The 15,437-nt window shown below is 28.8% G+C and carries 16 protein-coding genes and 1 other annotated feature; of the genes, 2 read left to right on the forward strand and 14 right to left on the reverse strand.

Features of this window, described 5'->3' with window-relative positions; translation table 11 throughout:
* Positions 1–10: 10 nt before the first annotated feature.
* The 7 genes from ACTG47_RS18715 to ACTG47_RS18745 all read right to left on the reverse strand — a co-directional run bounded on the left by ACTG47_RS18715 (position 11) and on the right by ACTG47_RS18745 (position 6,631).
* A complete protein-coding gene (locus tag ACTG47_RS18715) occupies positions 11–1,096 on the reverse strand; it encodes a carbon-phosphorus lyase complex subunit PhnI (protein ID WP_479925663.1) in 1,086 nt (361 codons plus the stop codon).
* A gap of 2 nt (positions 1,097–1,098) precedes the next feature.
* Positions 1,099–1,674, reverse strand: a complete 576-nt coding sequence (gene phnH / locus ACTG47_RS18720) for a phosphonate C-P lyase system protein PhnH (protein ID WP_479925664.1) — start codon at positions 1,672–1,674, stop codon at positions 1,099–1,101.
* Positions 1,675–1,688: 14 nt separating this feature from the next.
* Positions 1,689–2,120, reverse strand: a complete 432-nt coding sequence (gene phnG, locus ACTG47_RS18725; RefSeq protein ID WP_479925665.1) for a phosphonate C-P lyase system protein PhnG — start codon at positions 2,118–2,120, stop codon at positions 1,689–1,691.
* 255 nt (positions 2,121–2,375) lie between these two features.
* Complete coding sequence (locus tag ACTG47_RS18730) at positions 2,376–3,146, reverse strand: TatD family hydrolase (protein ID WP_169468764.1); 771 nt, start codon at positions 3,144–3,146, stop codon at positions 2,376–2,378.
* Positions 3,147–3,175: 29 nt separating this feature from the next.
* Positions 3,176–5,113, reverse strand: a complete 1,938-nt coding sequence (gene metG / locus ACTG47_RS18735) for a methionine--tRNA ligase (RefSeq protein WP_479925666.1) — start codon at positions 5,111–5,113, stop codon at positions 3,176–3,178.
* Between the two features lie 83 nt (positions 5,114–5,196).
* Positions 5,197–5,444 (reverse strand) — a binding site (T-box leader).
* 65 nt (positions 5,445–5,509) lie between these two features.
* Positions 5,510–6,031, reverse strand: coding sequence for a nucleoside recognition domain-containing protein (locus tag ACTG47_RS18740; protein ID WP_169468760.1), 522 nt, complete (start codon positions 6,029–6,031; stop codon positions 5,510–5,512).
* A gap of 15 nt (positions 6,032–6,046) precedes the next feature.
* Positions 6,047–6,631: a nucleoside recognition domain-containing protein gene (locus ACTG47_RS18745; RefSeq protein WP_169468758.1), complete on the reverse strand. Its 585-nt coding sequence runs from the start codon at positions 6,629–6,631 to the stop codon at positions 6,047–6,049.
* Between the two features lie 131 nt (positions 6,632–6,762).
* Here ACTG47_RS18745 and ACTG47_RS18750 point away from each other — a divergent pair, with 131 nt between their 5' ends.
* Positions 6,763–8,193, forward strand: coding sequence for a nicotinate phosphoribosyltransferase (locus tag ACTG47_RS18750; RefSeq protein WP_169468756.1), 1,431 nt, complete (start codon positions 6,763–6,765; stop codon positions 8,191–8,193).
* Between the two features lie 36 nt (positions 8,194–8,229).
* Positions 8,230–8,658 carry an Lrp/AsnC family transcriptional regulator gene (locus ACTG47_RS18755; RefSeq protein WP_169468754.1) on the forward strand — a complete coding sequence of 143 codons (429 nt, stop codon included), beginning with the start codon at positions 8,230–8,232 and terminating at the stop codon, positions 8,656–8,658.
* A 187-nt stretch (positions 8,659–8,845) separates the two neighbouring features.
* On the opposite strand, the gene ACTG47_RS18760 is transcribed toward ACTG47_RS18755, so the two are convergent.
* From ACTG47_RS18760 to ACTG47_RS18790, 7 genes are all read right to left on the reverse strand, one after another.
* Positions 8,846–9,550, reverse strand: a complete 705-nt coding sequence (locus ACTG47_RS18760; RefSeq protein WP_479925667.1) for an HD domain-containing protein — start codon at positions 9,548–9,550, stop codon at positions 8,846–8,848.
* 22 nt (positions 9,551–9,572) lie between these two features.
* On the reverse strand, positions 9,573–10,406 hold the full coding sequence (rsmI, locus tag ACTG47_RS18765; RefSeq protein ID WP_479925668.1) for a 16S rRNA (cytidine(1402)-2'-O)-methyltransferase: 834 nt from the start codon (positions 10,404–10,406) through the stop codon (positions 9,573–9,575).
* The gene (locus tag ACTG47_RS18770) at positions 10,407–11,159 is read right to left on the reverse strand and encodes a tRNA1(Val) (adenine(37)-N6)-methyltransferase (RefSeq protein WP_169468748.1); all 753 of its coding nucleotides are present in this window, start codon (positions 11,157–11,159) and stop codon (positions 10,407–10,409) included.
* Positions 11,160–11,232: 73 nt separating this feature from the next.
* Positions 11,233–12,126, reverse strand: coding sequence for a PSP1 domain-containing protein (locus ACTG47_RS18775; RefSeq protein WP_169468746.1), 894 nt, complete (start codon positions 12,124–12,126; stop codon positions 11,233–11,235).
* Positions 12,123–13,058 carry a DNA polymerase III subunit gene (locus tag ACTG47_RS18780; protein ID WP_479925669.1) on the reverse strand — a complete coding sequence of 312 codons (936 nt, stop codon included), beginning with the start codon at positions 13,056–13,058 and terminating at the stop codon, positions 12,123–12,125. Before ACTG47_RS18780 ends, ACTG47_RS18775 begins: the two co-directional genes overlap by 4 nt.
* 2 nt (positions 13,059–13,060) lie before the next feature.
* Positions 13,061–13,750, reverse strand: coding sequence for a deoxynucleoside kinase (locus tag ACTG47_RS18785; RefSeq protein ID WP_169468742.1), 690 nt, complete (start codon positions 13,748–13,750; stop codon positions 13,061–13,063).
* A 130-nt stretch (positions 13,751–13,880) separates the two neighbouring features.
* Positions 13,881–15,290, reverse strand: coding sequence for an aminotransferase class I/II-fold pyridoxal phosphate-dependent enzyme (locus ACTG47_RS18790; protein WP_479925670.1), 1,410 nt, complete (start codon positions 15,288–15,290; stop codon positions 13,881–13,883).
* Positions 15,291–15,437: the final 147 nt, after the last annotated feature.

Below are 15,437 nucleotides of genomic sequence, written 5' to 3' on the forward strand. Positions count from 1 at the left end.
CCTCCATAAACTATTTTATTCTTTCTACATCCGCTTTAAAATCTACATAATGAGGAAGTTTAAAGTGAGATATAAATCCTAATGAATCTATTCCATCTATATGAAGCAATACAAATTCTTCATCTTGTGCTAGTTTTTCGCTATTTGGTTCTAAAGATTTATCCAGTATAGCCATAGATATAGCCTTATTCTCATTATTCCCCATACAAAGACCATATCCTAAAGACATTTTATTTCTATCTTCCAAATTACTTTTAGAATTTTCAGTCTTATTCTGTGAGCTTTTGGAAACTATTTCACATTCAGTAACCAACATATCACCTATTGTTATTTGCTCATCTTCATAGATTGGATGTTTTATTTTTACAGATACATTACCTGTTCTAAGTTCACTTATATATGGATGTTCATCACCAAATCCTCTTACAATAGCATAAGCAAAGCCTGATACTACTCCACTTTCACCTCTAGTTAAAGCCTGTAATTTTGCCGACCTAGAAACTGGAAATCTTAGACTATTTCTTGTGATATCATCTATCACTTCCTCCGATTTATCTTCACACACTTTTTCTTGCAATAAATTTCCTTCTCTAAATATATTGGATATTTTTGTGAACTTAGGTATTTCATCCACCTTTTCTAATTCATTTATAAAACTATTTTTAAAATCTCTATTCTTCTTTTCATCTTCTTCTAATAATTCTACATTTAGTATTCTATTCTCATAATCTCTAGTTGCTCCAAGATATTGTCCTCCTGGTATGTCTTTAAATGTAGCTGATATTCTTCTCTTTATTCTCATTTCTTCTGTGTTTATAGGTTGCGAATATGTAACTCTAGGCATAGTTGACCTTAAAGCTCTTATATAGAAAGATGCTTCTAATATATCACCTTGAGCTTGTTTTATAGCTAATGCAGATAATTCCTTGTTATATAAACTTCCTTCAGACATTACTTTGTCTACAGCATAAGACATTTGTTCCTTAATTTGCTTTACATCTATAGGTAAACTCTCTCCTTTTACTCTATAAAATTCAAGTATATTTTTAGCCTGTAATATAGCTTCTTCTCCACCTTTAACTGCTACATAAGCCATTGTTATAATACCTCCCAACTTAATTTTGATGACCTTGGTATAAAAGCAAGTTTTCCCTTTTTATCCACTAAAATCAAATCTACTCCTATTGGATAATCTTTATTTATAGTAGATAATCTTTCTAAAAATTCTTTTTTAACTCCATCTATATAGAGACTATTTTTAGATTTTATACCAGCGCCACTTAAATCAAGCTTTATATACTTAGTTTGATAATCTATTGATAAATCATTTACTTGATGTATTATAGTTGCACTTTCATCAGGGTATTCAAAAGAGCCTATTCTAACTTGTAGTATATCTATTTCTGAGTTAATATCTAAAAATAGATAATCTGACTTTTTATAATCTACTTGATTTGACATTGTAAGTGCTCTTATATTTTTTATATCTTTTTGAGTATGATTCTCTACATAGAAAGTAACCTCTTGGTCTAATAGAGTAATTGCTATACCAATTGCTCCATTTAATAGCTTTGTATTATTTTCTATATTTATATTATCTATATTATTTAATTTCCCAGGAAATGAAGCACTATCTAGCAGTTTTCTATATATTTCTTGTGTATAATTTACCATGACTCTCCTCCTATTTAATCCATAGTATTGAATTGAACTTTTGTTTTATTAATCAAGCTAAACTCATCAATAATCTTTTGCTCATATCTCAAGTTCTCTTCATATACACTTTTATTTATATAATTTTTTAGCTCATCAAATTTAGTGTTGTTGCTATGTAAAACTGCATCTATAGTTGCTAAATAAACAACTTTCTTATCATCATTTTCTGCAACTATTCCATAACCTAAACTTTCATCCACTTTTACACTACATTCTGTAACTAATATCTCCCCTAAATTAAAGGTTGTATTATTTACACTTTCATTAGCTCTTACCATTACTGTAGCTAAGTTAGGTTCTTTGATTATAGAGATGCTTGATATATCTTTTATCATTAAATGTATTTTTTCTAGTTCCCCTAAATCCATATTTATCAATATCTTCGTACTATCAACTGTATACAAGATTTTGCCTCCTTAATTTACCTTTCGTTTACTTATCTAAGAATATAATAAACAACTTAAGTTAAATAGATATTATGTTTCAGTTAAGTCTAATGGATATCTTGTAAATTCTTTTTTAACAATGTTAAGAAAATATATATTAAAAAATAAAATAATCCACTAAAAATAAAAAAAGTATACCATTCAAACTGAATGGTATACTCATCTTGTACTTATAAATTTCTAATTTTATAAGTCATTATAAATTTTAATTGTTTATTCTATATTAAAAAACTTCTTTGCATTTTCCTTTGTAGCTCTGCATACTTCTTCATAGGATATCCCTTTTTCTTGAGCTATTTTATCAGCAACAAAAGCTACTTGAGAAGGATTATTTCTCTTTCCTCTGTGTGGTTCTGGTGACATATATGGTGAATCAGTCTCTATAAACAACCTTTCTAGAGGAATTTCTCTTACTACTTCTCTAGTTTTCTTGTTATTCTTAAAAGTAACTGTTCCTGGAATCGATATATAACAACCCATTTTAACATATTCTCTAGCTAATTCCACATTACCACTATAACAATGGAGTACACATCCTATTTCAGGGCTTTTAGTGCTTTTTATTATCTCAAAAGTATCTCCATGTGCATCTCTATCATGTATTATTATTGGAAGTTTTAACTCATTAGCTAACTCAATTTGCTTCTTAAACCACTCTTTTTGCTCTTCTCTTGGAGAATAATCATAATAATAATCTAACCCGATTTCTCCAATAGCTACAACTTTTTCATTTTCAGTTGCAAGTTTTCTTAAAGTATCTATCGCTGTATCATCCAGCTTTGATACATCATGTGGATGTACTCCAACTGCTGAGTATATAAAATCATACTTTTTTGCTAGCTCAATTGCTGTTATTGATGTTTCTATATCTGCACCTGGATTCACAACTAAATCTACACCTTTTTCTTTTAATGAACCAATAAGTTCATCTCTATCTTCATCAAAACTTTCATCATTTAAATGTGCGTGTGAGTCAAATAACATTTTTAATCTCCTTACTGTTTAATTGCCTATTAACGAACCTCGCATCCATCTTTAGCTCCTTGTGTAAATGGTAGAACATATGGGTCTCCATCATCACCTGCAGCTAATATCATGCCTTGAGATTCTACACCTCTTAATTTAACTGGCTTTAAGTTACATACTACTGTAACCTCTTTACCTACCAAGTCTTCTGGCTTATAGTATTCAGCTATTCCTGATACTATTTGTCTTGTTTCTGGACCAAGTTTAACTTGTGACACTAATAATTTATTTGCTTTTGGATGCTTTTCACAACTTATTATTTTTCCTACTCTAAGCTCTATTTTGTCTAAATCATCAATAGTAATTTCTTCTTTATGCTCTAATGGCTTTTCCTCTACTGGAGGTTTCCCAGAAAACATATTAGTTAGTTCTTCTATTTCTTTTTCTACATCTAATCTTGGGAATAAAGGCTCACCTTTAAATACCTTTACATTTTCTCCAATAAGTCCAAATGTTTTTGTACTTTCCCATGTAGTTATATCATCTTGACCTTTTATTCCTATATGCTCATATATCTTATTAGCTGTTTCATTCATTATAGGATTTATTAATGTAGCAATTATTCTTATAGATTCACATAAATTATATAAAACTGTATCTAATTCATCTTTCTTAGTTTCATCTTTAGCTAGCGCCCAAGGCATAGTCTCATCTATATATTTATTAGTTCTTCTAACTAATTTCCATACACTCTCTAATGCTTCATGAAATTGCATCTTATCCATTTCAGCTTCAAAATTTTCTCTAGTTGATACAGCTTGTTCTTTTAAATCTGCATCAAAATCAGTTGAAACTTTTACTGTTGGTATTATACCATTATTGTACTTTTCAACCATAGCTACAGTTCTGCTTATTAAATTTCCTAAATCATTTGCTAAATCATAATTTATTCTTGTTACAAAGTTTCTGTGAGTATAGCTTCCATCTTGTCCAAATGCAAACTCTCTTAATAAGAAGTATTTAAGTGTATCTATTCCATATCTTTCTATTATAGGTTCTGGATAAACCACATTACCTTTTGATTTACTCATCTTATCATCAGCAAATAGTATCCATCCATGCCCAAATACTTGTTTTGGAATTTCTAGACCTAAAGCCATTAAAAGTGCTGGCCATATTATTGTGTGGAATCTCACTATTTCTTTACCTACTATTTGAACATTGGCAGGCCAATATTTTTTAAACTCTTCATCATTGTCAGTCATATATCCTAATGCTGTTATATAATTACATAAAGCATCTACCCATACATAAATTACATGTTTTTCATCAAAAGGAACTTTTATACCCCAGTCAAAAGTCGTTCTTGTTACACTTAAGTCTTCTAATCCTTTATCTAAAAAATTTGCTACCATTTCATTTTTTCTAGCAGCAGGAAAACAGAAACTATCATCCTTAAATAACTCTTTTAATCTATCTTCATATTTAGATAATCTAAAGAAATAAGATTCTTCTTTTACTAAGTATGTTTCTCTTCCACAATCAGGGCATTTATTTCCTTCTAATAATTGAGACTCTGTCCAGAAACTCTCACAAGGAGTACAATATCTACCTTCATATTCTCCTTTATATATATCGCCTTGCTCATACAATTTAGTAAATATCTTTTGTATTATGTCTGTATGTCTTTTTTCTGTCGTTCTTATAAAATCATCATAAGATATATCCATAGTATTCCATAAATCCTTGATGTCTTTTATCATCCCATCAAGATATTCTATCTCTGACATTCCTTGTTCTATAGCTTTCTTTTGGATTTTTTCACCATGCTCATCTGTTCCTGTCAAGAACTTTACATCATATCCACAAAAACGCTTAAATCTAGCTATCGTATCTGCTGCTACTGTTGAATAAGTATGACCTATGTGTAGTCCTCCACTTGGATAGTATATTGGTGTTGTTACATAAAAACTCGGTTTGCTCATATTATTTACCTCCTATTTTTTTATCGTTCATAATTTTATAAATATTTCATTGAAATAATAAAAAATCGCCTCCTATGAGTTAACATAGGGGCGAGATTATTCACGGTACCACCCTAATTCATCTATAATAATTATGTTTCACATGAAATGTAGAAACTAATTTACAGACATCTTAGTAGACTATAACGTGCCCAACCGTTTTATCCTAGCATATATGCTCAGATAAAAAGCTCCAAGACCATCTTCAATAAAGCTTTTGACACTAGCTTTCACCTAACCTAGCTCTCTGATAGAAAAAACCTTTATTTACTCTTCTTTTCATAGCTTATAATTTATATTACTATTTATTTCTATATAATCATTATATTATAAAATTTTTCCCACATTGTCAACAAATTATACAAATATTACATAGCAAATGAAAACAGCTGCTATAACACCAGCAACATGACTAATCATAGCACATGACAATGTATGTCTAGTATTCTTTATCTTTAGACTTCCATAGTATATTGCCATTGTATAAAATATAGTTTCAGACGAGCCTACAATTGTAGCACCCATTTTTTCCACTAAACTACCTATTCCAACCCTATTTGCAAGTTCACTATACATACCCAAGGCACCACTTCCAGATAAAGGTTTTACACTTATTAGACCTATTAATTCTTTTGGTATACTAAGCACATTTGCTATTGGTGTAAATAGCCATTCTAACATATCAAGACCTTTACCTGTTTTAAATATTCCTATTGCCAAAAATATTCCTATTATATATGGTAGAATATCCCAAGCTGCCTTTAGTCCATCAATTGCTCCTTTTACAAAGCTATCATATACATCTATTTTTTTATATTTGCCATAAACTACTATGTACAAAATTATTATTGGTATAAGTAAGTTTGAAAATACTTCCATGTATCTACATCCCCTTTATCTATATCTTCTTTGAAAAAATTTACATGTTATTATCGCTATTGCTGTAGATATAATGGTTGCAAATAAAGTTGTAAAAATTATCTCACTTGGATTTTGAGCTCCCATGTCCATCCTTAGTTTAATTATAGTAAATGGAATTATCTGTATAGAAGATATATTTATTACCATAAACATAATCATATCATTAGTGGCTGTATCTTTTTTGTTATTTAAAGTTTGAAGCTCACCCATTGCCTTTAAACCAAATGCTGTTGCTCCATTTCCAGCACCCAGCATATTTAAAGCAATATTCATAACTATATAGGACATTGCTTTGTGACCTTTTGGAATAGAAGGAAATAATCTTCTCATTATAGGATTTAATTTCTGACCTATCTTTTCGATTAGACCTGATTCTTTTGCAATATTCATTACACCCATCCAAAGTGCCATTATACCAGCTAGACTTATTGCAAATTCTATACCTTTAGATGTCTCACTCAATATAACTTTATTTAATTCACCCATATTTTTAGAAATCAAACTTCCTATTATTCCTATCGATACCATATAAAACCATATTTTCCCTATGCTAATCATCCTCCTCTTTAAATAATTTTATGATAGTTAGGTAATACTTTATACTTGAAAGTTGTACTATATTATGTTTTAGTATAAGTGTGGGAGTTTTTATAATTTTTAATATTTAATAATAATTAAGGAGAGAAATAATGAGAAATCTAACACTTCTTACTGATTTATATCAGCTTACTATGTTAAATGGCTATTTTGAAAAAAATATTCACGAAGACATTGTTGTATTCGATATGTTTTTTAGAAAAAACGCTTGTGATGGAGGGTATACTATAGTTTGTGGTATTGATCAGGTTGTTGAATACATAGATAATCTTCATTTTTCAAATGAAGATTTAGAGTACTTAAAAAGCTTAAATTTATTTTCTGATAAATTTTTAAAGTTTTTAAAAGAATTTAAGTTCACAGGAGATATATATGCTGTTGAGGAAGGAACTATCATGTTTCCTAATGAGCCATTGATTACTGTTAAAGCACCACTATATCAAGCTCAACTTATTGAAACAGCATTGTTGACCATAGTCAATTTTCAATCTCTTATTGCTACTAAAGCCTCTAGAGTTTGCTTTGCGGCTCAAGGAGACCCTGTATTTGAATTTGGATTACGCCGTGCACAAGGTCCAGATGCAGGTATATATGGAGCTAGAGCTGCTGTAGTTGGTGGTTGTACTGGGACTGCAAATGTATTAGCTGGGAAAATGTTTGATATTCCTATAATTGGTACACATGCTCATAGTTGGGTACAAAAATTTGATACTGAACTTGATGCATTCCAAGCATATGCTGATGTTTATCCAGACAAATGCTTACTTCTTGTAGATACTTATGATGTATTAAACAGTGGTGTACCTAATGCAATAAAAGTATTTAAAAATATTTCTGAAAAAGGGTACAAGCCTATGGGTATAAGACTAGATTCTGGAGATTTAGCTTATTTATCTAAAGAAGCTAAAAAGCAATTAGATAGTGCTGGTTTTTCAGATATTAGTATCACTGCATCTAATGACCTTGATGAATACACTATATCATCACTTAAAGCAGAAGGAGCTACTATAAATTCATGGGGAGTAGGTACGAAGCTCATTACGTCTTTCGATTCACCTTCTCTTGGAGGAGTTTACAAATTAGCTGCATCTTGTGAAAATGGAACTCTTGAACCTAAGATAAAAATTTCTGAAAATCCAGAGAAAATAAATAATCCTGGTTACAAGAAAGTTATAAGAATATATAACGAAGACAATAAAGCAGAGGCAGATTTAATTATGTTACATGATGAAGTTATAGATGAATCTAAACCTTTAGAAATCTTCCATCCTACATATACATGGAAAACGAAGACATTTACAAAATATAAAGTTAAAGAGCTTCTTAAGCCATTGTATATAAAAGGAATATGCAAATATAATAAAAAACCTGTTCTTGAAATAAAAAATCATGTACAATATGAATTAAGTACTATCTGGGAACAATACAAAAGACTTTCAAAACCACACATTTATAAGGTTGATTTATCTAAAGATCTTTGGTATTTGAAAACAAAAATGATAGATTCTAAAAAAGTTTTATAGCATTAATTATTTTTATTTAAGGGGGACTGTTTATTTATGGATGTTACAGATTATAGAATCATAGAAATTTTACAGGATGATGGGAGAATTTCTATGAAGGACTTAGGAAAAATAGTTGGTTTAACTTCTCCTGCAGTTTCAGAAAGAGTCAAAAGATTAGAAGAATCTGGTGTTATAGAAGGATATAAGGCTATTGTTAACCCAGATTCATTAGGTAGAGTTATAAAGGCATTTATTCATATTTCTCTTCCAAGTAATGGATATACAGAATTTATTGAGTCAGCTGAAAAGGACCCTAGAATTGTAGAATGTCACCATATAACAGGTGATGATTGCTTACTTTTAAAAGTAATTGTAAAAGATATGTACGAATTAGAAAATGTGATTGATACTATAAAGAAAATTGGCTCTACTAAGACCTCTGTTATACTATCAACGCCAATACAAGCAAAATCAATATTGTAATATAAGTTAAATACTAATGGTTTATTAATTAATAGACCATTAAGTAACCTTAATGAAATTCCAATTTTTGATATAAAAAAAGTTGTCTTTCATAATTTTATAACAAAGACAACTTCTTTTATGTTTTTGAAATTCACATAGCCTAGACTTTAACTAACCTTTTAAATTTTAATTGCACTGATTAAATTTATACATGTGTATAATTACTCTTATACAAGTAATTTGTTAGAATGTATTCCATATATGTCTTTAACACACTCACTTCTTCGCTTTTATCTAATAGTTTTATTGTAGAAACTATGTCTGCATATCCAAGTAATATTATACCTATAGTATCTTCATCAACTAGATTAAATACATTAATCAATTCTTTTCTACTCAAATCATTTTTCTTATACAAAGATAAAAGTATCATGTGATATCTTACATATCTACTTATAAGTTTATATGTTTCTGTTGATAAATCTAACTTTATCCCCATATTGTCTACTATTTGAGCACCTATTTTTTCATGATTTGTAAAATGGACTCTTCCTGTTTCATCTAAAGTCATACTATCAGGCTTACCTATATCATGTAAAAATATTCCCAACTTTAGTGCATGTAATTTATTTATACCATCCTCAACATATACACTTAAATAATTTAACACATGTTCTCTTAAATGTATTGGGAAAAAATCTTTCTCATTTAGCACTATTTCCAATTCTCTTAATGCATTTATAGAGTGTTCAAAGCAATTAACAACATGGTACTTACATTCTCCTACAGATTTCATACATTTTACTTTAGGTATTATTTTCTCTAATTCATCCTTTTCATCCAACTCTATAAACGTTTTATGTGTATCTTTTCTCTTTAAACTCTCTATTATAATTTTTTCTATTTCCATAAAATCACCTCAGATTCAGGTTTTATAAATCCAGAACTTGTTTATAAACTACATCCTTTTTTAATTTTCTATCTTTACAAACTATTTTTATTGCATCTTTTTTGTTCATACCACTTTCAATTAGTTTTAAAACATATTCTCTATCTGTAAGAGCATCATAATCTTCTTTTTTTGTTTTTTCACCATGAAAGCCTTCTACTATTAATACGAATTCTCCTCTTACTTCTTTTTCATCAAATATTTTTATAACAGTTTCTATGTCTTCTCTAATTATCTCTTGATATTTTTTTGTAAGTTCTCTATTTATGGAAATTTTTCTATTTCCAAGAATCTTAAACATATCTTTTAGTGTATCCTTCAATCTATGTGGTGATTCATAGAAAATTATAGTTCTACTTTCTTCTTTTATTTCTTCTAATTGACCTTTTCTAACTTTTTTATCTCTATCTAAAAAACCCTCAAAAACAAATTTATGTGTATCCATACCAGAACCAACTAAAGCGGTTACAAATGCTGTTGCACCTGGTAAAACTTCTATCTCTATATTGCTTTGTATAGCTTGTTTTATTATTTCTTCTCCTGGGTCAGATATACCAGGCATACCTGCATCACTTATCAAAGCTATATTTTCACCATCAATAAGTTTATTTATTAAATAATCGCCCTTTGAATCTTTATTATGTTCGTGATAACTAGTTAAAGGTTTTGAGATTTCAAAATGATTTAAAAGTTTTATACTATGTCTTGTATCTTCTGCTGCAATTAAATCTACTTCTTTTAATACTCTTAAAGTTCTATATGTTATATCCTCTAGGTTTCCTATTGGTGTTGGACATATGTACAATTTCCCACTCATCTATAACTCTCCTATATCTTCATTATTATATATTGCTTTTAATTCTTTTGTATAATTCCCATCTTCTCCATAAACATACAATGGATCTAATATCTTAAGCTCTGGTCTTCCATCTTTTACAAATTGAACCAAAACCAAATTAGGTGCTTTTTTAGGTCTTGGATGCACAAATTGGATAACTTTTGGCTCTAGTTTATATTTTCTTCCTAAGGTTATTATATCAACCAGCCTTGTTGGTCTATGTATCATAAAAAACTTCCCTCTAGGCATAACTAATCTAGATGCGGCTTTAATTACATCTTCCAAATTACACTTTACTTCATGTCTTGATATTGCTTTTTTATCATTTGGATTTTTTATTCCATCAATATGCATATATGGAGGGTTTGATGTAACTACATGATAACCATTTATATCCAAGACTTTATCAATAAATTTTATATCTTCATTTATAATCTCAACTCTTTCTTCCAAACTATTTAATTTTACAGAACGAGTTGCCATTTCATATACATCTTCTTGTATTTCTACACCAATAATTTTTTTAGCTTCACTTTTACCTGCTATCAAGATAGGTATGATACCCGTTCCTGTACCTAGGTCTACAACTTTAGCATCTTTTTTTATTTTGGTGAAATTAGCTAATAAAACTGCATCTATACCAAAACAAAATCCATTAGTATCTTGTATAAGTTTAAGACCTTTTAATTGTAAATCATCTATTCTTTCTGAATCTTTTAATTGAATATTCATAAACACTCCTCAAATATTAATAACTTCAAGTATTATTTGCTTTAAAAAAGGTAGGAAAAGCCCTACCTTAAATTTAATCTTCTAATTTCTTCAACTCTCTTAGTGTAGCTTCATCTAATCCATCATTATCTTTGCATTTACCACCACAGCCATCACATTTTCTAGGCTCTTTAAGTATTTTTATATCTTCTCTCGTGTATATCTTTACAGTTTTATCCTGAAATTCTACTTTAATTTGCTCTAATAGAGGATTTACTTCTACAACTTTTCCTTTTCCATCATCCGATTGCACTAGTGCACCTACAATAGGCATTTTTTCTATTGCCTCACTATATACATCGTGCTCATATTTTAAACAACAGAACAATCTTCCACATATTCCAGATATTTTTGTTGGATTTAAAGATAAGCTTTGATCCTTTGCCATTTTTATTGAAACTGGTTGAAAATCTCCTAGCCAAGAAGAACAACAAAGTTTTCTACCACAAGGGCCTAGACCCCCTATAGATTTTGCTTCATCTCTAACACCAATTTGTCTAAGTTCTATTCTAGTCTTAAATATAGCAGCTAAATCTTTTACCAATTCTCTAAAATCTATTCTTCCTTCTGCTGTAAAGTAGAAAATTAATTTATTTCTATCAAATGTATACTCACAATCTATTAGAAACATTGTTAACTCATGTTCTTTTATTTTTTGTTGGCATAATTCAAAAGTCTCTTTTGCCTTTTCCTTATTTTCTAGATATATTTTTTTATCTTCTTCTGTAGCTATTCTTATGATTGGTTTTAGAGGGGAAACTAGCTCACTTTCATCCATATCTTTTGGTCCTACTACTACTTTTCCATACTCTAAACCTCTTGCAGTTTCTACAACCACATCCATATCTTGCTCTATATTAAAATCAACAGGGTCAAAATAATATATTTTTCCTGCACTTTTAAATCTTATACCTACTATTTTTATCATTTAATCACCTCGTATATATTTAAAGACATAACTTGTATGCTTATATTAAAATTGCAATTGCTCTTTATTTTACTCTTTGCATCTTCTATTATATCAATAATCTTGGACAATTGAGAATAACTAATTTTTCCACTCATATTTTGAATAAAAACTAGCTTATCTATATTTATTAACATATTTTTGTTTACATTTTCTTTTAGCAGAATAATATCTCGAAAATAGTTTATCATAATATCCAATAAACTTATAATATTACCTCTATATTTTTCCATATTATTTGGTATGTTTAGAATCTCTACTATGTTTTTATCCAACATTACCTGAATATACTGTTGTATATCTTCCCTCATCACAGAAAACTCAGTAGACTGAGATAGATTCAAAGCATTCTCAATACTTCCTCTTGAAAAAGTAGCCAATAGTTGAGCACTTTCTTCCTCTATACCTGTATCTATCAAATAATTTTTTAAATCTTCCATTGGTATAGGTGAGAACTTTATTATATCACATCTCGATTTTATAGTTTCTAATAAAGATTCCTTGTTGTTTGTGACTAAGATCATTATAGCATAATTAGGAGGTTCCTCCAGTGTCTTTAAAAGTGCATTTTGTGCTTCTACAGTCATTTTCTCAGCATTGTTAATTATATATATTTTATAGTCCTTATGAGGTCTTATTACTATGTCTGATTGTAATTTTCTGATTTGGGCTATTTTTATGCTATTTCCATCTGGCTTTATGAGTACATAATCTGGACTATTTTCTAGATTTACATAGTCAAGCAACAATTTTGATAGTTCATCAGCAAACTTCTTTTTTCCTATTCCATCTATTCCCTCAAACATATACGCATTATTAAGTTTATTTTTTTTTATAGAATTTGTTAAATATTTCTTTGCAAAATTTTGACCTATAATATTTTCAAAATACATATTTATCTCTCCATAGATTTTATTAAATCAAGAACTATTTCATAAACTTCATCATGTATACTTTCAATACTTCTTAATTCGTTATCTGAAACACAATTTATTTTTTTCCAATCATATTTATCTGCTATGTATAAAGAGTTATTGTAAGATTTCTTCAAATACTCTATATCACTTTCATGAATATCTTTTTCTTCTTCTCCTGTAATCTTGTTTTTTCTATTTTCCATAAGTTTCTCACTAAACTCAATAGGAACATCTAGAAATATAACACAATCAGGTTGTGGTATCTTAAATAAATTAAATTCATAGTCAGCCAACCAGTTCAAATATGCTTCTCTATCAGAAACATCCATTTTAGAAGCCTGATGTACCATATTAGAGGTTGTATATCTATCTGCGATAATTATTCCACCTTCATTATAAAACTCCTCCCAATCGGTTTTAAACGATGCGTATCTATCTGCAGTGAAAAAAGTTGATGCTATATATGGATCTACATCTGATGCATTTTTGCCAAAATCTCCTTTTAGATACATTTTTACCAAAGCAGATGATGGAGACTCATAATTTGGATATTCTACCTTCTTAATCATATAGCCTTCTTTTTTTAATCTTTCATATAATCTTTTTGTCTGAGTTGCCTTTCCACTTGCATCTGAACCACTTTCTATAATTATTAACTTACCTTTCATTTTCATATCCTCCATGCAAACACTTTTTACTTTTTAATATAATTTTTATTTGGACAATTTTATAACTTTATATAAACATTCTATCTATTACTCATTGCAATTATAAGTTTTTTACTTTTGCATTATAAGTTTAAATGCTTTCTAAATCTATTACTTGTATAAAATTTAAATCTACATCTTTTAATCCACTTACAACCATACCTTTAGAATTACAGAACATTAAATAATCTATTATTTCTTTGCTTATAATTTCACCAGGAGATATTATGCTTATTCCAGGTGGATATGGCACTATACATTCACCACAGACTTTACCTATGCTGTCATATATTTTAACACTTTTTTTAGTTTTATAAAATGCTTCTCTAGGTGTTAATATTTTCTTTGGAATAATAGTAGGATATTTTTTATTTTCTAACTTTGTAAATTTAAAGTCTTCTTTTACAATATTGTTCAATGCTGTTTCTAAACTATTGAAATCCTTAGTACTATTTCCTATTGTACATATTAAAAGAACTCCATAATAATTAGATAATTCTACTTGTACGTTGTGTTTATTTCTTAAGATATTTTCTAATTCATAACCTGTTATACCTATATTTTTAGAAGATATAAATATCTTTGTTTTATCATTTGTATCATATATCTCAATATTTTCATTAATATTATCTTTAAAGACTCTAATTTTATTTAAAAGCTCTTTCATTAGTTCTTGTCCCTTATTTTTATATATATCCACTGCTAACTCCAAAGAAGATAACAATAGATATGAAGGACTAGATGATTCTGTAATTCTCAACATATTTAAGAGTTTATCTATGTCAACTCGATTTCCTTTTGTATGTATCATTGATGATTGAGTAAATGATGGAAGTGTTTTATGAGTGCTCTGCACAACTATATCCGCACCTTGTTCAAGAGCTGTTTTAGGAAGTTTTTCACTAAGACCTAAATGAGCACCATGTGCTTCATCTATTATTACCACCATCTTTTTATTATGTGCATAATTACAAATATGTTCTAAATCATACGTCATCCCATAATATGTAGGATATGTGAGAAGCACTGCTTTTGCATCTAAATTTTTATCTATTACATCAATTACATTATTTATAGATATTCCCTTTAAAACATTTGTATCTTCACTTATTTCACAGGAAATATACTCTATATCTATATCTCCCAAAATACATGCATTTATAACAGACTGATGACAATCTCTATTTACAATTATTTTGCTCTTAGGAGTGCACACTGACATTATTGCAGACTGTATTCCACAACTACTCCCATTCACTAGATAATATGTATAATCGCTTTTAAATACTCTTGATGCTTCCTCCTGTGAGAGCTTTATAATTCCTTCTGGAGAATGTAGGTTATCTGTTCCTAATATTTCAGTAGTATCCATTTTATACAAATTTTCCAGTACATTTTTGTATCCTAATTTCTCATAAATACTACCTTTTTTATGACCAGGCATATGAAAAGATATTACTTCTTCATCTACAATTTTACTTAATTCATTAATTATAAACATATATTAATAATACTCCTTTTTACATAGTACTTCTTTTTTGCATAATACGTCTTTTTAAAAACTTTAATTCTTATCTATTTTACCATTAAAAAAGATACAAATTAAGATTTTTATAAAATTAAATACCTCATCCTAAATATTTAGGAT

It is taken from the genome of Clostridioides sp. LIBA-6622 (genome assembly GCF_056716095.1).

Excerpts from the sequence above, each read along its gene's own strand:
- ACTG47_RS18715 (WP_479925663.1), bottom strand. The coding sequence starts at position 1,096 with ATGGCTTATGTAGCAGTTAAAGGTGGAGAAGAAGCTATATTACAGGCT.
- phnH (WP_479925664.1), bottom strand. The coding sequence starts at position 1,674 with ATGGTAAATTATACACAAGAAATATATAGAAAACTGCTAGATAGTGCT.
- ACTG47_RS18730 (WP_169468764.1), bottom strand. The coding sequence starts at position 3,146 with ATGTTATTTGACTCACACGCACATTTAAATGATGAAAGTTTTGATGAA.
- metG (WP_479925666.1), bottom strand. The coding sequence starts at position 5,113 with ATGAGCAAACCGAGTTTTTATGTAACAACACCAATATACTATCCAAGT.
- ACTG47_RS18740 (WP_169468760.1), bottom strand. The coding sequence starts at position 6,031 with ATGGAAGTATTTTCAAACTTACTTATACCAATAATAATTTTGTACATA.
- ACTG47_RS18745 (WP_169468758.1), bottom strand. The coding sequence starts at position 6,631 with ATGATTAGCATAGGGAAAATATGGTTTTATATGGTATCGATAGGAATA.
- ACTG47_RS18750 (WP_169468756.1), top strand. The coding sequence starts at position 6,763 with ATGAGAAATCTAACACTTCTTACTGATTTATATCAGCTTACTATGTTA.
- ACTG47_RS18755 (WP_169468754.1), top strand. The coding sequence starts at position 8,230 with ATGGATGTTACAGATTATAGAATCATAGAAATTTTACAGGATGATGGG.
- ACTG47_RS18760 (WP_479925667.1), bottom strand. The coding sequence starts at position 9,550 with ATGGAAATAGAAAAAATTATAATAGAGAGTTTAAAGAGAAAAGATACA.
- rsmI (WP_479925668.1), bottom strand. The coding sequence starts at position 10,406 with ATGAGTGGGAAATTGTACATATGTCCAACACCAATAGGAAACCTAGAG.
- ACTG47_RS18770 (WP_169468748.1), bottom strand. The coding sequence starts at position 11,159 with ATGAATATTCAATTAAAAGATTCAGAAAGAATAGATGATTTACAATTA.
- ACTG47_RS18775 (WP_169468746.1), bottom strand. The coding sequence starts at position 12,126 with ATGATAAAAATAGTAGGTATAAGATTTAAAAGTGCAGGAAAAATATAT.
- ACTG47_RS18780 (WP_479925669.1), bottom strand. The coding sequence starts at position 13,058 with ATGTATTTTGAAAATATTATAGGTCAAAATTTTGCAAAGAAATATTTA.
- ACTG47_RS18785 (WP_169468742.1), bottom strand. The coding sequence starts at position 13,750 with ATGAAAGGTAAGTTAATAATTATAGAAAGTGGTTCAGATGCAAGTGGA.
- ACTG47_RS18790 (WP_479925670.1), bottom strand. The coding sequence starts at position 15,290 with ATGTTTATAATTAATGAATTAAGTAAAATTGTAGATGAAGAAGTAATA.